The sequence below is a fragment of the Thiomicrorhabdus hydrogeniphila genome (genome assembly GCF_054656895.1).
On the sequence record NZ_BAAHXL010000001.1, the window covers coordinates 2,474,861 to 2,497,092 of the forward strand.

The window sequence follows — 22,232 nt, forward strand, 5'->3', positions numbered from 1 at the left end:
TGTGCTTTTGAAACAAAGAAGAGGTTTAACCAAATTGATTAAACCTCTTAAGTGTTCGACTTAATTGTCTATTTAATTACTGTAATTTAATTATGTTATCTTGACTAATTAACCATCAATCAACTGTTGATATTCATTATCTGAAAGTAAATCTTCTAACTCAGAAGCATCGTGTACCGCAATTTTAAATAACCAACCGCCGTCATAAGGTTCTTCATTAATTAATTCTGGATTGTCTTCTAGTTCTTCATTTATTTCGATTATTTCACCACTCACTGGCGCATAGATTTCGGAAGCCGATTTAACCGATTCTAATGACATAACTTCTTCTTCGGCAGATACATCAATACCGAGTTCTGGAAAAGTCACGCTCATGAGTTCACCTAGGGCTTCTTGAGCAAAATCGGTAATTCCAACCGTGGCAATACCATTTTCATCAATATAGACCCACTCATGCGTTTCAGCGTATTTTAAGTGGCTTGGTAAAACGCTCATGTTCAATCCTTTGTATAAACTAATTTAGAGTGACTATTATACTGGTTATATAACCCAATGGTATAAGACCAACCATATTTAATCGATTTCATTTATTTTATGACTTTCAGAGACTTCTACTCGATTACGGCCGTTTTCTTTGGCTTGATAAAGCGCTTCATCCGCACGTTTAAAGATTGTTTTATCATTATCCCAACGGGTCATATAAGCCACACCAAAACTAACGGTTAAATGCGTTGGCAAGGTATTTTCTGGTAGCGTTTCAATCGCTTTACGTAATCTCTCTGCCGTAACTTCTGCTTGTTGTATATTCGTTTCGGGCATAATTATGGTAAATTCTTCACCCCCAATTCGGCAAAGCACATCGGTTTCACGTAAAAGTTTGGTGACCTCTTCTCCCAATGTAATTAGTACGGTATCACCTACCTCATGACCATAAGTATCATTAATCTTTTTAAAGAAATCCACATCAAATATAACCATTGATAAATCAAGATTGTAACGATGTGCTCTATGCACTTCACTGGTAAGTGTTCTATTAAAAACCAGGCGATTTGATAAGCCTGTTAAGGTATCTGTTTCAGATAGATATTCAAGTTTTTGTCGGTACTCTTCTTCACTGGTTATATCATGCATAATCACACTATATAACGCTTCTTCATAAATTGTGATCATCGCGACTTTGATTTCAAAGTAATAAATTTTATTCTCTTTTTCAATTTGAACTTTATGTCTTCTATCAGGGTAATTTAAAACATAATCTAACCAATATTCACCGTCTTGTTCTGTTTGCAAATAGCCTTCTTTTTTCATAAAGGTATCGCATACACATTGGTATTTTTCTAAAAATTCTTCAACGCTAGTTACGTCTGAATAAAATTCAAAAAATTGTTGATTGGCCTCTTTAATCATTTTGTAATCACTTACAAAGATAATTTCAGACGCCGAATTTAAAACATATTGATAATAACGTAAGCTTTTATCTGATGATTGTTTAAAGATATATAAAAGAATAATAAAGAGTGTTAACACCAATAATGCGATTGATGCATAGAGATATTGCTGATTGAGCTGTTCTACATCTGCAAATTTGAGTTTATCTAAAGATTTAAAGGTAAACCAATAACCAACAACTTCGCCTAAATCATTATGAATTTTATACTGGGTAATGACTTTATTGTTTAAAACCGTTTCTGTTGAAGACCCCATTAAGTTTTTGTTTTTGCTTAGGGTTTGTAGCAACTTAACGTTCTGCCAATCCACATCTGAGTTAGCGATATAATATTTTTCAATAAAGCGTGAACTATGTGTTTCAAACAACTGATTTTTATAGCGTTTATCAACTAAAACAATAGAATTAACGTCATGAATTTTGTTTAACTTTTTCGTTAAAGCAGTAACATGCGATATTACCTCGACACTCCCTACCAGTTTATGGCCTTCATCAAAAAGTGGAACCATGGATTTAAACGTTAAATTAAATTTACCAACACTAATACTCTTAATTATTTTGGGTGTCTTTAACATCTCGCGTAAATCAGAGCGTGCAGAATAGATAGAATCGCCAACATTTTTAGTCCAACTTCGATAACGGCTAATCCCCTTTGTATCTATGATTTGAATCCACAAATCATCGTAGTGAGTTTGTTGACTAATCTTATTAAGTAAGGGTTTAAAATTAAGCGTTTCTGCGACTTTAGATGAGAAATCTTGTTTTATAAAACTTTGAACCTGAAAGTTCTCTGAAAGAGATAACGCCACAGCCATTGATGCCTCACGGCTATCACCAATAAGCCCGGTTATTTCATGTGAAACATTGCTTTGATAAGTGTGTAACGCATCATTAAATAAGCGACTTTTTGCATTATTATAAAACCAATATACAACCAAAGTTATCAGCAAAAAAGCCACGGCGCTAACAAGATTAATAGAGGTTCTTTTTTTTAAATAAGGCATAGTATTTAACTAATTTTACTTTGTTTTTTTATATACATATTTGATTATGCTCTTTTAAACAAAACATGCCAAATTTTAATAAATTGGCTAATTTTTATACGCTACGTAAAGACTCCGTTAAATGCGATAAAATAAACCTGGTTGCGGCGAATAAAACAGTTAATAGCGAGTTATTGGCAAGTAATTCAACAAAAACCAGGTTGATTTTAGCCATGTTTAACCGTAGCTTAACTCATGCAAAGGCCTCGCAATATTACCAGGCCTGGTAATCTTTACTACCAAGTATATTAACGTATAAAACCCAATTTCAATAACTTCTTTTTAAAAACCTTTTTTACACATATTTTCAGATATGTTTTTACTGTTCAACGTAACCTATTATTTAAACAAATTAAATTAAAACTGTGAAATGGTTGCCGTTACAACCCCCCAAATAACGATATCTGACGATTCGCGTACTAATATAGGCGGGTAATTTTCGTTTTCTGGAACAAGCCATGTACCTGTTGATTTCATAGATAAACGTTTTACAGTCAGTTCACCATCTAAAGCGGCAATAACAATTTTGCCATCCTGTGGTTGAATACTACGATCCACCACCAAAGTATCGCCATCCAAAATCCCGACATCCTTCATAGAATCGCCCTGAACCGACAGTAAAAAAGTGGCTTCTTTATTGCGTATTAACTTCTCATTCAAATCTAATCGCGCTTCAATATAATCTTCTGCTGGGCTTGGAAAGCCTGCCACAACCTTGTGTTCATACAAAGGTAGCTCAATAAATTCGCTCTCCTCTTGGGGTAAATACCACATAAAAGGCGAATCATATTGCGATTGATTTGATGGGTTTGTTTGCTTGAAACCATTTGCATTTGGTTTCTTTTGTAAATTTAACCAGGCCTGTATAGCAGAGACTTTAGACTGTGGAACCCGCATAACCTTTGTTGGCTCGCCAAACTTACCCGTTCCTTTTTTACGCCCTGCCCCTTCGCGGCTTCCGCCATGAGACATGGTCACCACTTTGTTATCCTTTTTTTTATTCATTTCACCCTCTGACAGCTTGTTTGATTTTCTCTTAACTTAACCCTGTTTAAACCTTATACACATTGAGCATAAAACGTTTCACGTGAATCATTTAAGAGTAATCTAAATAAGATTTTTTACCTTTTTTGAATTATGTTACAATTTTCATAAATACTATTATAGCGAATCGCCAAGCCCTTTGTGCAAAAAGGTTTCTATCTATTTACACCGTTTTTTCTCTCTTTAGGTCAACACATTTATGACAACCTACGCCTTAGTTGATGGCAACTCTTTTTATGCCTCTTGCCAAATTGCATTTGAACCAGGCCTGGTAAATCGCCCTGTTGTTGTTTTATCTAATAATGATGGTTGTATTGTGGCGGCAAACCAAATTGCTAAAAATCTTGATCTTAAACACGTAAAAACCAACTCTATGGGTTCGGGTGGCTATCATGCCGCAACGCCAGATAGCATGATGTTTCAGCCTTTTTTTAAAGTCGCCCCCATATTAAAACGCTATAACACCGCCGTTTTTAGCTCAAACTACGAACTTTATGCCGACATGAGCCAGCGTATGCACGCAATTAGTGGGCAATTTGCGGCTAGGCAAGAAATTTACTCTATTGATGAAAGCTTTTTGGATTTTACGGGTATGGATAAAACCACCTTAAACCAACATGCCATGCAGCTAAAAGAACGGATTTATAATTGGATTGGCATTCCTGTTGCGGTAGGTATTGGCAGCTCTAAAACCCAAGCAAAACTGGCTAATCATTTAGCTAAAATTATACCTAACTGCCAAGGCGTCTTTGACTTAAGTCAATTAAGTGAAACCACTCGCAACGCCATTTACAAAAAAATTAAGGTGGGTAAAGTATGGGGTGTGGGTAAACGGCTTGCGGCAGAATTTAATGCGCAAAAAATTTACACCGTGTATGACTTAATGAGCCTAGATCAAAAAACACTGCGTAAACGGTTTTCAGTTAATGTTGAACGAATGGTCTTAGAACTCAACGGCCAAGCCTGCCTAGACTTTCACGAAAGCCCGGCCAATAAACAAAATATTGTTTCTTCACGCTCATTTGGGCGTAATGTCACGGACTTTAATCTTATGCGTCAAGCGGTAAGCAGTTATGCGGCAATTGCCGCTGAAAAACTACGCAAACAAAACGGCACCTGCAAAGCCATTAGTGTATTTATTACCACGCCACCATACCAAACTCAACTACCTCAATACCGCAATCAATTTACCATGCCATTAGTTTATCCATCCGACAACACAATCTTGCTCACCAAAATGGCATTACATGCACTTAACAAAATTTGGCAACCCGGCTACGAATACCAAAAAGCCAGCGTGATGCTATTAAATATTCAAGACAAACAGAGCTTACAAACCGATTTATTTGCACCAAATCCACAATATTCAGGCAACCCAAAGTCTGACCGTTTAATGCATGTATTAGATAAAATTAATCAACAAATGGGCAAACACACACTAAAACTAGCAAGCAGTGGTTTACAACACCAGGCCTGGCAAATGAATCGCAACTTAATGTCACACCGTTTTACAACACGGTGGAATGAACTATTAACAGTACAGGCTAGATAAACAGATTCTTTATATAAAATTTTACATAAAAAAAAGGGCTTTTTATAACCCCTCTTTTTTACTTTCTACCTGAAAAAATATAAATATTTATTTCAAATTACCCGTCTCCATTGGCGAATTGATTATGGCATCAAATTCTTCTTGAGAGATATGTGTAGGCACGTAATTAAATCCTTTTTGCGTTAGTACGCTCCAAAAAGAACGTAAATGGTTACGTGATCCTTTCATTAGTTCTGAATACACATTAACTACATCAGCATTACCATCAACCACAGCAATGCTTTCAGCAATATCTTTAATGTCTAACTCTTCAATCTCTGTACCTACTTGTAAAGCGCCTTCTAGACTTTCACTGCCTTTGGCGACTAAAGCTTCATACACCTCTACAAAATGGTAGTCAGTAAACACGCCAATAGTATCGTCAGTAACGGGATCAGCAAGCTGATATTTTTCAATTAAACCTTTAATTGCATCAGTATGCGTTTGCTCTGATTTTGCAATATTTTTAAAGATATTTAACCCCCAAATATCGTAAAGCGTTAAATACACATCACGTGCTAGCTTTTCTTCTTCACGCATAAACAAAATACCGTGCTCTTCTTCAACCGAAATAGCATCTAATATTGTTGACTCAATTGTTGCTTCCTCCATTGAGGCTGAGTGATGTTTATAACCATTACCAGCTGAAGCCGTTAATGTAAGCGCTGTAAAAGCAATGGCAAATAGAGTTTGAATTGTCATTTTCATAAGTTATTCCTTATTGTTTATAACCAGTTTTATCACGCTCTATATTAAATGTAATAATATTACATTAAAAGAAGATTCTCTTTATTTTACTCTATAAATAATTATTGATAGGCATTTAAACTTACTTTAAAAACAATAAGTTAAACATATAACAATTAAATTAAACTCAAAAAAAAAGCGCTACCAATTTACATTGATAACGCTTTCATTTTCAAACCTTAAACAGGTTTAAACTACAGGGGTAACGACCCAATGCCATTAAGTTAAGCTGTAACGCATTGATTATGTTAAGATAAAGCTTACATTTTGGTTATAGAAAAGGAATTAACAAATGTCATCTTTAAACTTCATTTAAAAACACTTATACCCTTATTAATAATATTTTATCTAGACCTTCTTTCATAAAACAACACCGTCTATCCAAAACTGCTTTCACTCGAAATCGCAGCTTAGATTTTTCCAGTTTAGTTCTTTTTCTACTCAATTTTAGAAAACAAACAGGGCAAACAGAACTCAATCAGTTCTTTGAACATGTTCAGTCTAGTTCTTCTCGCCGATTACCTTCGCAGTCTGCTTTAACTCAGGCAAGAAGTCAGTTATGCTCATTGACCTTCAAAACGTTAAACAACCACTTGGTCAATCATGTTTATGCTGAATCTAAACGTTTAAAGCATTGGAAAGGGTTTCGATTAGCAGCCATTGATGGCTCTATGATGCGACTACCCAAATCAAAAAATATAGTCGATAATTTTGGCGTACATAAAGGACAGAATTCAACCGAGGGCTGCCCTATGGCACTTTGTTCTGTATTTTATGATGTTTTAAACCGCGTAGTGATCGATTCAACCATTGAATCGATTCATACATCAGAGAGAACTTGCGCAATTGAACACCTTCATTACTCAACCAACAAAGATTTAGTGTTATATGACCGAGGCTATGGTGGCTTCCCTATTTATGCTTATCATCAACAATGCAATAGAAAGTTTTGTGCAAGAGTAAAGGTAAACCAACTCAAGATCGCTCAAGCTTTTGTAAAGAGCGGTGCTAAACAACAAGTGGTCACGCTTAAGCCCTCAAAATACTCTGCCAATCAATGTCAACAAAATGAATTGGATGCTGCCCCTATTACACTGCGTTTAATTCGGGTAGACCTAGACTCAGAGGTTGAGGTATTAATCACCAATTTAATGGATGAAAGACATTATCCAACGAGTTGCTTTAAACATCTTTATTTTTTACGTTGGGGCATTGAAGAAAACTATAAGCGATTAAAACAATGGCTAGAAATTACCAACTTTTCAGGCAAGACTGCGTTGTCAATCAGACAGGATTTTTTTGCCAAAATCTTAGCAGCTAATCTAACAGAAATACACAGCTGGGTAGCACAGAAAAAAGTGAACCGAAAAGATAAAAAACGCAAACTCAAATATCGAGTTAATTTTGCACAGACGGTTTCTAAAATGAAACACTCACTAGTCAGGTTTATTTTTTTGGCTCACGGACCAACTCGTAAATTAGATAAAGAACTTCGAAGGCTAATTAATAAGATAGCATTATCAGTAACGGCCATTAGAAAAGGTCGAAAATTCAATAGGACTTTGAGAAGTAAAGAGAAATTAGAACTGCCAATTGAGTATAAATCATGCCTATAAAACAACGACTTACAGCTTAACTTAATGGCATTGGGTAACGACCCTTTTTATTTTTGTGTTTTACGTAAGCCCATAAAGCCAATAACACCAATTAAAAAGGCAATGATTGCAGGCATAATCCAACCATTAAATGCATTTGCACTACCGCCACCACTTGTAGAGGCTACTGTAGTATCACTTCCTAAATCAGATAAAAGTGAAGCATAAGCACTAACACCCGTTACTTCACCAGTAACCGCTTTAGAAAAAATAGCTTCTACCTTGCCATCTTTTTCTTCATTCCATACAGCATATACCGTCTGACCATCAGGTGTTGGACGTAGTTGAGATTCAAAACGACCAGCTCCATCAGGATTTTCAACTCTTACAACAGGTTCAAACGTTTCACCTTTATCAAATGAACGTGTGTAAAAAATATCCACATCTGATGGGTCTTCTAAGTGTGTTGCTACGTTGGTTTGACTACCCCACGCAATAATAAAGGCATCTTTATTATAGTTTTGTGCTGGATCATCAGAGAATGGCGTTTTCACAAAACGTGGTTCACGTACATTCAAAGCCAACGTTGGCAAGTTAGAGATATTTTTTGGTGCTGTCCAAGTATCGGTTACAGCATCATAATGTCTTAACCAGAAATTATAATTATCCAACGTGGTATAAGTTGTTAGTGCCCAGTCAGATGTATAGGTATAACCAATATATAAATCATCTCCAACAATCGCACCACGATGCGCTAACGCATTTTCTACATTATTTGTTTCCGTAGTATCTGCTAAGTTACCACCTGTTTTGGTGTTACTACTCAAGTTTAAAGCAGGTTCATTAACCAAAGTAGATGTTTCTGCGTAAACAGATGTTTCACAATTTGCTGCAACCGCAGGCGTCATATTTGTATGACTTACGCCGTTTTTAAGTAAACGTGCCACAATATCAGATGGGCCACCGCCATCATATTTACCTTCTTTCCAGAAAATACCCATTTGCAAACCACTTTCACCTGGCGTTGCTTGTGGTACAAAACGTACACGACGTGCATTTTCTGCTGGGTTAGAGATCAAACAACCTGCTTGTAATGTTTTTGTACTTGGGTCAACGGTATAATCAAAACTGTGGTAACGAATATATTTACCAATTTCAATTTCTTCTGAACCTTTAGTCTCTTCATAAGCAACCACAATTTGATCACCCACTAAACCTGTATTGGCACGAGTTGCTGATGTTTGACCACTGTCAATATTTGCACCATCGACAAGATTACCATCTTTATCTTTAACAGAAGGATGCCCGCCAGATAAGTTACTGGTTGCGTTATCCGTTAAACGTGCCGCTGCACTTAAAGTACCAACTTTACCTGATACAGTCACGCCATCAACTACTTTAGGTATGGTTGTTGCAGTCGTTGCATACCAAACATCTGTACCGTGGTTAGCTGTTGCACCAGACGCACCATGCCCTGGGCCATCACCACCACCAATTTGTAAACCTTGTGGATCTTCTTGCCATGCAATAACAGATTTACCCATTGAGTTAATTTTACTTGAATCTTGTTTTGCATCACGCGAACCATCACTCAACTGAACAGGCTCTGATGCCCAAGCGATTACACCCGCGCCAGAAACAGTTGCAGCACGAGCATACGTACAGCTAAAAGGAATTTCTCGATTACTACGAGTGACGTAAGATACCGTTCTCTGGGCATCACCCGTACAATATTTATCCGTCCAAGTCACCATGATATTAGAACCACCATTGGCAATATTCGGTTTATCCGAATCACCATAATAAGGTGTTCTTGTAGCACTACCGTCTATATCACCATTCATGTCAGTGCTAATACTGGTTTTCTCTGCAGTATTAGAAACATTTTCGGGAGCAGTCCAATTCTCTTGAAGGGCACAGTCAGTATTAATGCTGTCACAAGCTCTAATAAAAATATCTCTAGGTGCACGCTCTTCGTCATCTTTTAAGTCATAAACAACATGATCCGTTACACCATCACCAAAAACACTTACCAAAGCGCCATTACCTAAACGCACCAATTTTGCTTTATAAGCCATATCCAAATCTGGCGTTTGGCTACTCGATAATTTTATCGGTGTACTAAAATGCATTTGTGTATCAGCTTCATCAGCCGCATAAGCATTACCAGTCACCCCCATAGCAACTGCCACGGCAATAATTAAAGATTTCTTTTGTATTTTCATTTTCTACCTACCTTAGTCCATATTGATTTACTTTCAAATCATATCTCAGTCTCTGCTGAGTTATATCACTCTCTCAAATTCTATATTACGCTTATTAATCAATAATATATAGAGCACAAACATGCTCTATAATTTGATCTATTAACGTTTTTAAGGCCATAAAAACCACAATATAATTAAGTCAAATATAGTTTAAAAACCAAGAAACAACAAGGAATAAGTAAGATTTACAATTAAAAGGTTATTTAACTCACCCGTAAGGGTTAAATTTGAATAAAGAGAATGTATAAATAACCATAAAAAGCAACAAAATCTAATGGTATTTATCCTAAAAATGAATGCGCAAAAATTGATTTAAATTAAGAAAGATTTGATGAAAATATATCACTTTGTTTTTTATAAAAATCAAAGTTAAAACATGAAGATGTCATTTGCATTTACAAGCCATAAATACAAGTTTTAACCGTGTAAAAAAGGTTAAAAATACGTATTAAAAAACAAAAAATCGTTTTAATAAAAGAAGAGCCACTAAAATAATCGTAAAAAGAATAAAGTGGTGCGCTTGAGAGGATTCGAACCCCCGACCCCTGCCTCCGGAGGGCTACGCCATAGGATAATTTCACAACGAGGGCTACAATCAATTATCCAAGACAATGACTGTGCTCGAGTTAAGTTGAAAAAGTTAGAATAGGTGTTGATTAAAATAAAAAAACTTTTTCTAAATTACTCCAAACCCTTATAATACGGACTTCTAAATATGCGCTCGTAGTTAAACTGGATATAACTCGGCCCTCCGGAGGCCGTATTGGGGGTTCAAGTCCCTCCGAGCGTACCATCTATTTTCGAACTTAGCTCTAAACCTTAGTTTTTTCCTCTGTGACAGATTTGTGCCAACTTTGGTGTCACTTAAAACCTAAAAACCGACTGTTTCTTTTTTATTATCACAGTAATCCAAGACTTTTGAAATCCGAATATTTTTTTTGAAAAAGAATTTAAACAATAATACTTATATAAATATTAGAGATTCATTTATATCAGAAGTTTTTATAAACACTAGAATAGTATCGGTAAATTCCATCCCCCTTCGGTTGAAAAGGCATTCCTTCTTTTAGACGGAAAATAAGACACTATTTACGCCCTTAGAACAGTAAATATTAAATAGCTTACTGTACCAAAAACCAAAAAAGGCCCAAATGCGAATGCTTTTTTAGCCCGAGCAAATAAATATAAACTGAGCAGTGCCCAAACAATTCCCATGATAGATCCAAATAATATAATACTCGATAAAGACTCCCAACCAAACCAAGCCCCTATTGCGGCAAAGAGTTTAAAATCACCAAAACCTAAACCCTCTTTGCCTGTCGCTAATTTAAAACCCTGAAACACAATCCATAATGATAAATAACCTACCACAGCACCTATTACAGCAAAATCCAAAGCAATATATTCATAATGCATATTGACCAATAGTCCTAACCATAATAAAGGCAAACTTAAACTATCTAAAATTAACTGATGCTCAATATCTATGACAGTGATAACAACAAAAAACCACATTAAAATCACATATATAAACGCCTTTTCGGTTAACCCAAATAACACAAATGGGATAAAAGTCATTGCAAGGGTAAACAATTCAATCCAAAGATATCGTGCAGATACTTTGGCTTGACAATGAGCGCATTTACCACGATAAAACAACCAGCTAAATACGGGAATAAGTTGTTTCCAAGTTAAATCGGTATGACAACTCGAACACTGAGAACGAGACAGGCTCATAGCTTTAATTTGCTGAAAACCATCCATACCAATCATTCTTGGCAAACGCCAAGTGACCATTGAAAAAAAACTACCAAACAATAAGCCAAAAATACCAATCACAGTATAGATAAACCATTGCGGATAAATCTCTAGTAAATTAAGCATTTGATTTATGTCTCTTACTTCTAATAAAAAATGTTAGTACAGCAATAGCAAATAACAACTGTACTAACACGGTTTCTTGATTTGAAAACAAGCCTAACCATGTTACGTTAAAATCAAAAGACAAGGCCGTTCTACTAAGAATGCCTCCCATCTGCAGCTCTAAAACACCTTTGCCAATAAAAATAAAACTCATAACTAACAAAAACACTGCTGTAAACATAAAAAATTGCTTAACGGGTAAACGGTAACTAAATTTCTTAATGGCAAAATAAATCATAACTAAAAGCAAACAAGCAACGATAATTCCAGCAATAATAGGTTCATAACTATGTTGCGCATCTACAAGTAATGCTTGATAAAAGAAAATTGTTTCAATCCCCTCTCTAAAAACAGCGAGAAAACTTACCATTCCCATAGCGATAACACCGCCTGTCGTAACAGTAGAGTCCATTTTTGAAAACAGCTCATGTTTCCAATCTAAATTTCTTTTTTGGTACAGCCATCCTGATACATAAAGCATCATTAAAGAAGCAAACAACATTACAAACCCTTCAAAATTTTCTCGATAGGACCCTGAAAGCGAAATAAGTGTCATCAACCCCCAAGCTAAGATAACGCTTAATACTACTGCTACGCCAGCACCAGCCCAAATAGTCGGAGTACGATCAGCATTTCCAGAACGCTTTAAATATAAAATCAGTGCTGTAATCACCAATAAGGCTTCTACCCCTTCTCGCACTAAAATAATTAAAGACTGAACAAATTGGCTCGCCCATGTCACACTTCGGTTTTCATGTAAATCGGCCGCTTCTTGTAAATTGGTTTTTAAACTTGTATAGGTTTTAATTAAATCGTCTTTAGGCCTACCCTTCATACTCATATTAATTAAATCGCCAAAGTCTGATTCTATTTCAATAACTAAATTTTGGCTTAGCAAGCCAATTTTCAACTCCATACCCGAAGCTTCAAACACATCAAAATATAAGCGTGAAAACTTAGCCCCAGTTTTCATTCCTTCTTCTGGGTTATATGTATTTAATAAAGTTTCAGACTCACTAATAATAACGTTCTTAACCTCTTCTACAGATTCTAAATCTGTCGCCTGTACCTGTAATGCCATACCTAGTGTAAGTAATACAAACAAACCTGTTTTAATCCAATTCATTATTCATCCTAGCTCAGTAACCCTAATACCCTTTCAAACTGTTTTTTTAGTGTTTTTTTATCTATTTCACCAGAACCATACTTGTATTCCAGATATTTATTAATCAGTGGATTTACGATTTCAAAAATGGCACTATCTGCATGTTTTAAGCGTTCCAAATACGCCGATGGACACTCATTTTCTTGGCTTACAATAATAGTAGAGAGCGATTTCTGCAATTTTGCATACTCTTGAGCAATACCATCTTTTTTTGCTCTACCTAAAAAACCTAAAACCAAAAGGTAAAGAGAAACCACCACCAAAACCCCACCAATCACAATAATGACTAATTTACCTCCAGAAAAACCACTATCCGTTCCAACCTTTTTCAATAAATTTTCTTGTTTATCAGCATCATAATCAACTAACCACTTATCAAAGAAATTCAACCATGAATCTTCACTAGATCCTTCTTTCTGAACAGCGTTGCTATGCGTTTGAATATGGGAAGAGTTGTTACCTTCTTGTGTACCTGTATCTTTTGACTGTTTTTTTGCAGAAGATTCCGTATTATGCTTAACTTTACTTTTTTTCTCTTGACCCGTTATATTTACTAAACTAGATTGTCGATCTTTAAGCGATTGAACATTAATATAGTCTTGTGGTTCAACACGAACCCAGCCTTTATCGTCCAGCCAAGCCTCAAGCCAAATATGTGCATGCGATTGTTTAACAATCACAAAATCCGTTAAGGCAACAATGTTCCCCCCCCTAAACCCAGTGACTAACCGAGTTGGAATACCTGATGCACGCAATACCATTACGGTGGCTGAAGCAATATCTAAAACGCTACCGCCTTTTTTATTCAACCAAACATCATCTAAATAATTTGGCACAACAGCATCCTTTCGTTCACTCTTAGAAAAAGAGCGACTAAACAACTTGTATAATGACAAGATACGCTTTTCAGCATCGGGGTATTGTTTGGCTAAATCCTCACCAAACGCCTTTAACCCAGGATTAGTATTTTCAGGAAAAGCTAAAGACTCATTTCGTTCATCCTGCGTTATTTGAGGCTTCACTCGATAATGTTTTAGCCATTGTGAATCGTAATTAAATTCTTGATGAATATTGCGAATACTTAATAACTGTAAATCTCTACTTAAAAACGTTTCAGGAGCGCCAGCGGCGGAACTTTCTAATGCGTACAACCAACGTTGACCATGTGGCATCACTTTTACATGGTATTTTTGCGGTTTACCTTGGTATTGAACATCTTTAGCCCACTGTTTTTTACTGGTGTACTTTCCCTTCATTAAGGCAGAACGAGTTAAAGAACCATCTTCTAAAAACCATTCCAAACCATCAAAATGCGTAAAGACAGGTCCACGCCAATACAAATCACTTTTATAGGGCGTTTTACCACTAAACTCTGCAACCAATACCGTATTGGCCTGTTTTAAAAAGGAGCTATACTTATCGCTACGTAAACGATTTCCTTCAATTAGAGGTTCAGGAGGCGCGGATTGCGTTAAGGTAATAGGTACCCCAAAAGCCAAGCCTAAATCCCACAAAGGTCCTTCGTATCGAGGTACTAAAAAGAAAAATATAATAGTTAAAGGCAATGAGAGAAGAAATAATTTACTGGATAGTAAAAGGTTTTGTTTCCAGCGTAATTTGCCGACTTGAATAAGAAAAACCATACTCAAAGTCACGCCAAACATAATAAGTGACAAAAAACCAAATGAAGCAATTGAATTCCAATAAAGGGTACCTATACCAATAAGTACCATTAACGAAGCAATAATCCATAAAGCTTCTGTTTTTTTGCGAATTTCAATTAACTTTAAAAAAATAACTAAAACTAAAAACCCACTAATCGATTGCGCCGATAACCAACTATTTTCTAGTAAAAAAATAGCCGCAACATAGCTCAACAATGTCGCTATCATTACCCATACATTAAAACGTTGTAATTGGGTATATTTTTGTCCTAATACAAACCAAACCAAAAGTACCGCTAAAAACCCCCAGAACCAATTAGAAAAAAGCGGTGAAACCGCTAAAATACTGACTGCAAATAAACTTGAAACAAACCAAAACAATCCACCTTTAAAGCCATCATCTAAAGATAATAATCGTGTGTTCACACTTTTACCTCATTACTTTGTTTATTTTTGACCTTAAATGTAGGAATAAACCAACTTGGCTTTTTTTGGCCTTGACGCTCTTGATAACCTGCTTCATTCAACACAACCTTGTACTTAGCTAAAGCCATTAAACAAGCCTGCTGATGCGTCTTACCTTTTGACGCCTCTATAATCATTTCACCTAACTTTAATCCATACTCACCTTCTATGTTCTCAGCTTCTAAGACCCACTTTGCAAGCTGTGATAAACGCGACTCTAAGTCTAGGTTTAGCAAACTTTCTTCATCCAACATCATAGATGGACTACTCACACCACCGTCGTACTCACTTGTCATAAGTTCATCGCTACGTGCGTAAGCTTTCCAATTTATATGGCTTAAACTATCTGAAGGTTGGTAGTGACGCAAAGTCTTCATCTCATCGGCTTCAATTCCATTTTTAAATGAATTTTGGCTAATAAAGTCTTCTAATAGGTGTTCTCCGACAGGCTCAGGATAAACCCAAGCGTTCACTTCAGATTTAACAGGCCTGTAAAAAATAAACAAGCCTATAGGGTATAAGCTCGCAAGATGAATCGGTAATAAAGCAATATTCCCTCTTCTATGTACTGTCGTTTCTAACGATAAAACCTGCGTAGTTCCAACTAAGATATCAAGCGGTTCACCACGAACAATTTCACCTTTATCAACGCTATTTTTAGACGAATGATCTATAAAAATAGCACCAGCCATACTAAAGTTATTATTTTGAACATTGCATTCCAAATGCAGTTTATCTTTAGCAAAAACAGAGTGTGTTGTAATACCAACAATGTCAATATTGAGAAAGTTAAGCCAGCCTAAAAGCAAAGAAACAATCATTAATGAAAGCATCGTAAAAACCATTAGATACAATAAGTTATTGTTATAATTAACAGACATAACCCAACCTAAAAAGGTCATAATCATAAACAACCAACCTATCATAGAAGGTTTACACCTTATGGCGCCCATTTTGACTTTTGAAATATGCATTATGGCAACCTAACATTCTCTAAAGTTTCTTCTAATTTTTTCACCACTGATTCACGCTGGCCAGGTAAACGATGTGCTGCAACCGGTACAAATACCGCTTTAATATCTGCAGGCAAAACCTTATTATCTCCGCGAATAAATGCCCAGGCCTGTGCCGCCTTAATTAAACTTTGCGCTGCACGGGTAGATAAGCCAACCTCAAACCAACCCGACTTACGAGTGTGTTCCAGTATATTTAAAACATATTCAACCAAACTTTCAGACACGTGCACTTCTTTAACCTGCTTTTGAAACGCCAATAACTGCTCAATGGTCAAACATGAATCCATGTCATTCAAAAGCGCTCTTTTATTTTTTCCTAATAAAATATCTGCTTCTGATTTTCGGTCTGGGTATCCCATTGAAAGACTCATTAAAAAACGATCTAACTGCGCTTCTGGTAAAGCAAAAGTACCAATTTGTCCTTGTGGGTTTTGTGTTGCAATAACCCAAAAAGGCTCTCCTAAACGTTTAGGCGTTCCGTTTACGGTGATTCTGCGCTCTTCCATCGCTTCCAGTAACGCACTTTGTGATTTTGGGGGCATACGATTCACTTCATCCATTAGTAATAATGAAGTAAAAATAGGTCCTTCTATAAACCTAAACTTTTCATCTTGTTTTGAAAAAACTTGAGTTCCTATTAAATCACTAGGCAACAAATCATTGGTGCCTTGCACACGCTTCATTTCTAAATCCGTTGTTTTAGCAAGTGCTTGAGCCAATAACGTTTTACCCGTTCCAGGCAAATCTTCTAATAAAACATGCCCGTCAGCCAATAAGCAGGCAACCACCATTTTTAACTCTTCAGGCTTTCCTACAATCACTTTATTAAGGTCATCAAACAGTGTATTAAGCAAATTGACTGAATTTTTCAATTAATATCTCCTTTTAATATTTAAAAACGTATTGATAAAATGTCTTTTTATCCAAATAAACCTTAAACCAGGTCATTACAGTGAGTTTAAGAAAGCCAAAAGAGCTTCGCGATTTTCTTTTTCTAAACTCATATAAAACTGCTTTGCAGCTTCAGCTTCGCCACCATGCCATAAAATGGCTTCTTCAAGATTTCTTGCTCTACCATCATGCAAAAAATTTGTATGACCATTTACAGTTTCTGTTAGACCAATACCCCATAAAGGTGCTGTACGCCACTCTTGTTTAGTGGCTTTAAAATCTGGTCGACCAGATAAACCATCCCCCATATCGTGCAATAACAAATCCGTATAAGGGTGTATAGTTTGGTTATTTAAACGCGCTAATTTATGTCCACCTGTTTTCACTACAGGTTTATGACAAGCAACACAGCCTGCGTCAGCAAAAAGTTTTTCTCCTTTCAATGTTTGAGCGCTATCGACATCTCTACGGTAAGGCACGGCTAAAAACTGCAAGTACGTTACAAGGTCTTGCATTTGATCTTCTTCAAACTCAAGCACACCACTATCAAAGGCTTCTAAACACTCTGTTTGTTCTGGTCTACAATTTTGATAAGCTAAAAAATCTGGGCGACGTTCACTGGTTAACTCTCTAAACATCGGGTTGGTAACCCCCATATCATTAAATGCCGCATCCGCCGCTTGCATTCTTAATGAAGAGTTATTAGCTTTCCAACCAAATCGGCCAAGTTCTTCAGTTCCTTTTTCAGGGTTCCACACGTAATTGGGTTTACCTGAAACACCATCAGAATTGGCATCGTTTTCATCGGCCCACTCTAAAATCGTTTTTTCGGGAATCGCTTCTAATAGCCCTAAACCAAATACAGGGTTTGCAATACGTACTTCCATTACAGCATCTGGCAATACATCAACATGAGCAGAGTTCAAAATATGAATAAAGGGCTTACGAATCGAGTAAGGCGTACCATCTGGAAACTGACCTGGCACCTCAATCCAAGAAACTCGTGTATCAGCTTCCGCAGGCACTCCCTCAATTCCTCTATCCGCAATTTGATAACCAAAGCCTGGATGACGAGCCATCGGTTGACCATGCATTCCTTCACCTGGCACAGAAATTCTGACAAACATACCATTCATTTGTTCATTCATATTTTCAACAGGCTTAGCGCGACCATCACCTGGATGACACGCCTCACAGGAGTTATTATTAAATTGTGGGCCTACTCCATCCGCATCAAACCTATAATTTGAAGGAACAGAGGGCGTGACCTCACGCTCAAAAATACCATCTCCCCTATCAAATGCAGCCGAAAGCCCCCAAGGAAGATTGGGGGTTTCTTGTTCAAAAGCTAAACCACCTGAGTGAAAGTGTGTTAAATCACCACCACTTAAGCTCTTAGGGTTCTCTTTTTTTAAGTAATCCATTGAGGCATCACCATAAGCTCCTTTAAAAGGTTCAATGTAAACCTTATTTGCTTGGTAAATAAGACCTCCAATTGCAACAGCCAATACACCAAAACCAACTAATAAAAACTTTCCAGACCTTTTCTGGCTATTGCTATCAATATCGTTATCAATATCATTCTCATTTAGTTCTAAAATCATTGTACTTCCTTAAACTCAAACTGCCACTTCAGATATTTATTAACTTATTTTTAGTTGTACTAAATCTCAAAATTATTTGCTCTAAATTTAACTTTGAGATGCCACGACTGGTGTCGGTTGTTTATACTTTGTTAAGTATAGTCTAAGTACCGCTAATGCTAATCCAACCACAATTAACCACAAACCATATCCAGCCATTAAGGTGGTGTAGTTATATCCAAGTTCTACCCAGCGAATATCAACAAACACACTAAAGAAGAAAAATGCGTACCACGAACCGCCTGCTAAAGCAGGACCAATCCACATAGAAATCATTCTTTTTTGCATTAATACGGCATTAACTACGATAATTGTAAAAATAGTTAACCGTACCAAAACTTCTGGATTACCCATCCAATACAAATAATTATTCACTTGATAGTTATATTCAAAAACAACAAATTCTGAAATTAAAATTAAAACCATTCCTATTCTTAATACAAAATAGACAATATGCATAAACTTATGCTGCGCTGGATGAGTTGTGCCCTGCCCAACAACATAATAATAAAAGATCATTGCAAACGTTGATGCACCTACACTCAGACCCACTGCAAATTGATGAAATAGATTTACAAAAAAAAGTTCCGACATTTCACTTTGCCTCTAAATAATTGAATAATATGTGTGTAAACTCATCTCTTAAAGATAAAATTAAGGTAAGAAAAACTTTTAGCTGAATTAAAACCGCTAATAATTAAAGTCTAAACGTTGATAATTATTGGTAAGTTCATCTTTTTTTAAATAAAGTAGAACCTTGCCCGATTTAGAATAATTTGCTTTTGTATTAATGCTTTGTCTATCAATACCCACTTCAAATGGTGCATCTGGTTTCTTTAAATTACACCCTGTCAAAATAAAAATAAAACAAGCATATATAGTAATTTTTGCCATCATTATAAATCACCTCCACCCATCACATAACGCATAGGTACATTCTCTTCTGTTAAAACTTGCTCTATTGGCTTTTTAGAAATTAAAATCGCAGATCTAGATTCATTGGGCTTAATCTCCGCGTTATTTTCACTTGATCCAAATAACCAGGCCTGTCCATACCAATACTTGCCCAACGTAGATTCTGTCAATGGTAAAGTGTTAAGACCTTGGTTGGTTACCAACACTCTTGTAAAATAATGCCCTTCTTTTTCAACACTTCCTAAACTGCTCACTAAAAAGGCTTCATGCCTCCAATCTATATTCATTTTTGATTTAAAAACATCTCTTTGCGTAACCAACTCTTTTAATTGTTTAGAAATAGAGTCTAAACTTTGTAACTGCGTTTTAATATCAGTCGTTTCATCATTTGACTTCACTATTTCACCATTAACAATATCAATACTGTCATCAAAGCTCAGTTCTTGTTTTACCTTTTTTATACCATCTGAATGAAGATCAACAGAGTCATAAATAAACGGTTTAATTAAAATAACTAATTCAGTACGCGCAAAGTCATTTTCAGTACTTGAAAAAATATCTTTTAAAAAGCTAATATCACTTAGACCTGGAATTTTTCTTAAATCATCTGTACTGGTTTCCTCAATCAAACCACCTATCGCTATGGTTTGGTTGTGCTTAGCAACAGCGGTTAAATCTAAGTTAGTTGTCGTAATGGTATCAATAGCATACTCAGAAAGTCCTGTACCACTGGCAACGGGAATTGTTGCCGCACCCAAATTAATTCTTGAAATTTCTTGTTCAATATCCAATGTCACCGTGGAATCAGAGTTAATTCTTGGCCAAATTTTTAACTTAGTACCCACTTCTTTTCTAGTCATTTGTGTACTCAAAACAATCGGCTGAACAGTACCATCTGAAATTGTGCCACCTGTTGCGGTTATGTTTTCTACCAAAGGACGTTCCTCACCAATAAAAATCTCTGCCTCTTTATTATTAGAGGCCATTATTAATGGGGTAGAAACTAATTTTGTACGATTCTCCGACTCAAGAAAAGCCAGCTTAGCAAGCCAATCACTATTTGCAACTTGAAAAACTAAACTACCAGCCGTTAACTGGTCTGGCTTCATTCCTAAACCAAACACATTCTCAGAAAGACTGGTAGTGCCAAGAGGGTTGCTAGCACTTGCTGAATTTGGACCACTTGTTGAACCAGCGGTATATTGAAAATCAAAAACCGAATCTTCATTTTCACCCAAAGCGACTCGCATAATTTTCATTTGCAGTAAGACCTGCTTAGCTGGTTGGTCTATTTTTTCAATTAATTTTTCAATGTCCTTCAATGATTTTTGATCACTACTACGTACCAATAGTAAATTATGCAGACTATTGTAAGTAACCCTAATAGGAGCCGCCTGAACAAGTCCGCTCACATCAGAATCACGTAGAGCCGTTTTCTCTCCAATCTTCTGCAACGCAGACAGGGTTAAATCACCTTGCAAACCTTCAACCTCACCGGCCAATGCTGAAGCCGAATTATTTGAGGTCGACGAATAGTTATTGAGCATACGTTTTTGAGTGCTTAAACTTGTCGACAGAGTCGAGCTATCACTCTCATTCATATCGCCATCAAATTCATAACTGGTATCGCTTACAGGTTCTTCTAAAACCACACGGTTACCAAACAAAGCTTTAATAGCATTTGCGGCACTTACTACGTTCTGATGCTTTAAAGTAAACACTTTGGTTGACTCATTTCGGTAAACCAACACATCTTCTTTAAACTGTTTTGGAGTCATAACAACATACACATGACTATCCGCATCTTGGCGGTACCAAAGTCCTGTCACACGACACATACTATCTATCGCTTCATCTAAAGACGCATTACGAATAAACAACGAAAATTCAACATCTGCAGCATCATTAGTAACAATAACGTTTTTGCCTGATAGTTCTGACAAAATGCGTACCGCATCCTGTGTTTTGACTTTTCGTAACTCAATATCACCAATAAAGTCCGCTTTTTGTGCATAAGCAGAGTTGTAAAAGCTACCTAAAAACAAGGTCGAAACTAGTAATACCTTAATAATTTTTTTCATTTAAACCTCTACCTAACAACAATCACTTCACCCAGTTTTCCGACTTCAATTAATAAACTTAATCGGCCAATCTCGGTAACTTTAATTACATTATTCATTCCGCCACTTGGGATACTAACCGTATCTCCTTCTCTAACGACATAAGTACCTAACCCTTCAACTTCTAAAATAGCGGCTTTTTCGTGTTCTGATTTTAGAATCAAACCTCTAAGCGTTAGTTTAGGTACTTCCACCGAAGCACTTAAACGCGTAAAATTATAGTTTCGATTCGAAATTTGATTCCCAGAAGGCTCACCCCGCTTTAAGTCATGTCGAACCAGTTGATTCGTTAACGCAAATGGATCCCTATACCCTCTTGAAGGCGATTTTCTATACGACGTTTTTGCATAATTTGTTTCGTAAAATTGCGCTTCGAGTTTTGGTTTTTCTACCACATCGGTTTTATCTATTATTTTTTTGGCGGTTTGATTTGTTTTTACATTCCTACCACCAGGCAAAGCTTTACTTACCGTATTGTCATAATAATCAAATAAGTCTTGTACTTGGTTTTTTGCTTTTTGTGAACCTGATTGACTAGGTAATTTATTCAACATATCTATTGCATTATCTTGTAATTCTTTAATCTTAGATTCAGATTCAGTGACTTCTTGACCGTAAACTAAAGCACTTGTTATTAACAAAAGTAAAATAATCCATAAACGACTTATTTTTATAAAATCAAAATGTAATATCATA

The 22,232-nt window shown here is 36.2% G+C and carries 18 protein-coding genes and 1 tRNA gene; 4 read left to right on the top strand and 15 right to left on the bottom strand.

Going from position 1 to position 22,232, the window contains the following annotated elements; all coding sequences use genetic code 11:
- Positions 1 to 108: 108 nt before the first annotated feature.
- Both gcvH and ACYQ0E_RS11175 read right to left on the bottom strand, forming a co-directional pair.
- Entirely contained in the window at positions 109 to 495 is a 387-nt protein-coding gene (gcvH, locus tag ACYQ0E_RS11170; RefSeq protein ID WP_460188306.1) for a glycine cleavage system protein GcvH, read from the bottom strand.
- A gap of 78 nt (positions 496 to 573) precedes the next feature.
- Complete coding sequence (locus ACYQ0E_RS11175; protein WP_460188307.1) at positions 574 to 2,451, bottom strand: sensor domain-containing diguanylate cyclase; 1,878 nt, start codon at positions 2,449 to 2,451, stop codon at positions 574 to 576.
- Positions 2,452 to 2,516: 65 nt separating this feature from the next.
- On the opposite strand from ACYQ0E_RS11175, the gene ACYQ0E_RS11180 reads away from it, so the two are divergent.
- Positions 2,517 to 2,720 carry a hypothetical protein gene (locus tag ACYQ0E_RS11180; RefSeq protein ID WP_460188308.1) on the top strand — a complete coding sequence of 68 codons (204 nt, stop codon included), beginning with the start codon at positions 2,517 to 2,519 and terminating at the stop codon, positions 2,718 to 2,720.
- Positions 2,721 to 2,847: 127 nt separating this feature from the next.
- Here the strand turns inward: ACYQ0E_RS11180 and ACYQ0E_RS11185 are convergent, their stop codons facing one another.
- Positions 2,848 to 3,495 carry a LexA family protein gene (locus ACYQ0E_RS11185; RefSeq protein ID WP_460188309.1) on the bottom strand — a complete coding sequence of 216 codons (648 nt, stop codon included), beginning with the start codon at positions 3,493 to 3,495 and terminating at the stop codon, positions 2,848 to 2,850.
- 238 nt (positions 3,496 to 3,733) lie between these two features.
- On the opposite strand from ACYQ0E_RS11185, the gene ACYQ0E_RS11190 reads away from it, so the two are divergent.
- Complete coding sequence (locus tag ACYQ0E_RS11190; protein WP_460188310.1) at positions 3,734 to 5,086, top strand: Y-family DNA polymerase; 1,353 nt, start codon at positions 3,734 to 3,736, stop codon at positions 5,084 to 5,086.
- Positions 5,087 to 5,173: 87 nt separating this feature from the next.
- Here the strand turns inward: ACYQ0E_RS11190 and ACYQ0E_RS11195 are convergent, their stop codons facing one another.
- The gene (locus ACYQ0E_RS11195) at positions 5,174 to 5,833 is read right to left on the bottom strand and encodes a DUF2202 domain-containing protein (protein ID WP_460188311.1); all 660 of its coding nucleotides are present in this window, start codon (positions 5,831 to 5,833) and stop codon (positions 5,174 to 5,176) included.
- Positions 5,834 to 6,213: 380 nt separating this feature from the next.
- Between ACYQ0E_RS11195 and ACYQ0E_RS11200 the strand changes: the two genes are divergently transcribed.
- Positions 6,214 to 7,488, top strand: coding sequence for an IS4 family transposase (locus ACYQ0E_RS11200; RefSeq protein WP_460188687.1), 1,275 nt, complete (start codon positions 6,214 to 6,216; stop codon positions 7,486 to 7,488).
- 47 nt (positions 7,489 to 7,535) lie between these two features.
- Here the strand turns inward: ACYQ0E_RS11200 and ACYQ0E_RS11205 are convergent, their stop codons facing one another.
- Complete coding sequence (locus ACYQ0E_RS11205) at positions 7,536 to 9,692, bottom strand: choice-of-anchor O protein (RefSeq protein ID WP_460188312.1); 2,157 nt, start codon at positions 9,690 to 9,692, stop codon at positions 7,536 to 7,538.
- Between the two features lie 759 nt (positions 9,693 to 10,451).
- Here ACYQ0E_RS11205 and ACYQ0E_RS11210 point away from each other — a divergent pair.
- Positions 10,452 to 10,527: transfer RNA gene (locus ACYQ0E_RS11210), tRNA-Arg, on the top strand.
- A 296-nt stretch (positions 10,528 to 10,823) separates the two neighbouring features.
- Here the strand turns inward: ACYQ0E_RS11210 and ACYQ0E_RS11215 are convergent.
- The 10 genes from ACYQ0E_RS11215 to ACYQ0E_RS11260 all read right to left on the bottom strand — a co-directional run bounded on the left by ACYQ0E_RS11215 (position 10,824) and on the right by ACYQ0E_RS11260 (position 22,231).
- Entirely contained in the window at positions 10,824 to 11,618 is a 795-nt protein-coding gene (locus tag ACYQ0E_RS11215; protein ID WP_460188313.1) for a prepilin peptidase, read from the bottom strand.
- Complete coding sequence (locus tag ACYQ0E_RS11220; protein ID WP_460188314.1) at positions 11,611 to 12,783, bottom strand: FTR1 family iron permease; 1,173 nt, start codon at positions 12,781 to 12,783, stop codon at positions 11,611 to 11,613. The genes ACYQ0E_RS11215 and ACYQ0E_RS11220 overlap by 8 nt, the downstream gene beginning before the upstream one ends.
- An 8-nt stretch (positions 12,784 to 12,791) precedes the next feature.
- Positions 12,792 to 14,912, bottom strand: coding sequence for a transglutaminase TgpA family protein (locus tag ACYQ0E_RS11225; protein ID WP_460188315.1), 2,121 nt, complete (start codon positions 14,910 to 14,912; stop codon positions 12,792 to 12,794).
- Positions 14,909 to 15,877 (bottom strand): DUF58 domain-containing protein, encoded by a 969-nt coding sequence (locus ACYQ0E_RS11230; RefSeq protein ID WP_460188316.1) that lies wholly within the window; start codon positions 15,875 to 15,877, stop codon positions 14,909 to 14,911. Before ACYQ0E_RS11230 ends, ACYQ0E_RS11225 begins: the two co-directional genes overlap by 4 nt.
- Before the next feature lie 47 nt (positions 15,878 to 15,924).
- Entirely contained in the window at positions 15,925 to 16,839 is a 915-nt protein-coding gene (locus tag ACYQ0E_RS11235; protein WP_460188317.1) for an AAA family ATPase, read from the bottom strand.
- Between the two features lie 75 nt (positions 16,840 to 16,914).
- On the bottom strand, positions 16,915 to 18,462 hold the full coding sequence (locus ACYQ0E_RS11240) for a di-heme oxidoreductase family protein (RefSeq protein ID WP_460188318.1): 1,548 nt from the start codon (positions 18,460 to 18,462) through the stop codon (positions 16,915 to 16,917).
- An 87-nt stretch (positions 18,463 to 18,549) separates the two neighbouring features.
- Positions 18,550 to 19,095, bottom strand: coding sequence for a hypothetical protein (locus tag ACYQ0E_RS11245; protein ID WP_460188319.1), 546 nt, complete (start codon positions 19,093 to 19,095; stop codon positions 18,550 to 18,552).
- 96 nt (positions 19,096 to 19,191) lie between these two features.
- Positions 19,192 to 19,398, bottom strand: coding sequence for a hypothetical protein (locus ACYQ0E_RS11250; protein WP_460188320.1), 207 nt, complete (start codon positions 19,396 to 19,398; stop codon positions 19,192 to 19,194).
- Positions 19,398 to 21,497, bottom strand: coding sequence for a type II secretion system protein GspD (locus ACYQ0E_RS11255; RefSeq protein WP_460188321.1), 2,100 nt, complete (start codon positions 21,495 to 21,497; stop codon positions 19,398 to 19,400). The genes ACYQ0E_RS11250 and ACYQ0E_RS11255 overlap by 1 nt, the downstream gene beginning before the upstream one ends.
- 8 nt (positions 21,498 to 21,505) lie before the next feature.
- Complete coding sequence (locus ACYQ0E_RS11260; protein WP_460188322.1) at positions 21,506 to 22,231, bottom strand: hypothetical protein; 726 nt, start codon at positions 22,229 to 22,231, stop codon at positions 21,506 to 21,508.
- Position 22,232: the final 1 nt, after the last annotated feature.

Excerpts from the sequence above, each read along its gene's own strand:
- ACYQ0E_RS11230 (WP_460188316.1), bottom strand. The coding sequence starts at position 15,877 with ATGATAGGTTGGTTGTTTATGATTATGACCTTTTTAGGTTGGGTTATG.
- ACYQ0E_RS11245 (WP_460188319.1), bottom strand. The coding sequence starts at position 19,095 with ATGTCGGAACTTTTTTTTGTAAATCTATTTCATCAATTTGCAGTGGGT.
- ACYQ0E_RS11185 (WP_460188309.1), bottom strand. The coding sequence starts at position 3,495 with ATGAATAAAAAAAAGGATAACAAAGTGGTGACCATGTCTCATGGCGGA.
- ACYQ0E_RS11195 (WP_460188311.1), bottom strand. The coding sequence starts at position 5,833 with ATGAAAATGACAATTCAAACTCTATTTGCCATTGCTTTTACAGCGCTT.
- ACYQ0E_RS11260 (WP_460188322.1), bottom strand. The coding sequence starts at position 22,231 with ATGATATTACATTTTGATTTTATAAAAATAAGTCGTTTATGGATTATT.
- ACYQ0E_RS11215 (WP_460188313.1), bottom strand. The coding sequence starts at position 11,618 with ATGCTTAATTTACTAGAGATTTATCCGCAATGGTTTATCTATACTGTG.
- ACYQ0E_RS11240 (WP_460188318.1), bottom strand. The coding sequence starts at position 18,462 with ATGATTTTAGAACTAAATGAGAATGATATTGATAACGATATTGATAGC.
- ACYQ0E_RS11250 (WP_460188320.1), bottom strand. The coding sequence starts at position 19,398 with ATGATGGCAAAAATTACTATATATGCTTGTTTTATTTTTATTTTGACA.
- ACYQ0E_RS11220 (WP_460188314.1), bottom strand. The coding sequence starts at position 12,783 with ATGAATTGGATTAAAACAGGTTTGTTTGTATTACTTACACTAGGTATG.
- ACYQ0E_RS11175 (WP_460188307.1), bottom strand. The coding sequence starts at position 2,451 with ATGCCTTATTTAAAAAAAAGAACCTCTATTAATCTTGTTAGCGCCGTG.
- ACYQ0E_RS11205 (WP_460188312.1), bottom strand. The coding sequence starts at position 9,692 with ATGAAAATACAAAAGAAATCTTTAATTATTGCCGTGGCAGTTGCTATG.
- ACYQ0E_RS11190 (WP_460188310.1), top strand. The coding sequence starts at position 3,734 with ATGACAACCTACGCCTTAGTTGATGGCAACTCTTTTTATGCCTCTTGC.
- ACYQ0E_RS11180 (WP_460188308.1), top strand. The coding sequence starts at position 2,517 with ATGCCAAATTTTAATAAATTGGCTAATTTTTATACGCTACGTAAAGAC.
- gcvH (WP_460188306.1), bottom strand. The coding sequence starts at position 495 with ATGAGCGTTTTACCAAGCCACTTAAAATACGCTGAAACGCATGAGTGG.
- ACYQ0E_RS11255 (WP_460188321.1), bottom strand. The coding sequence starts at position 21,497 with ATGAAAAAAATTATTAAGGTATTACTAGTTTCGACCTTGTTTTTAGGT.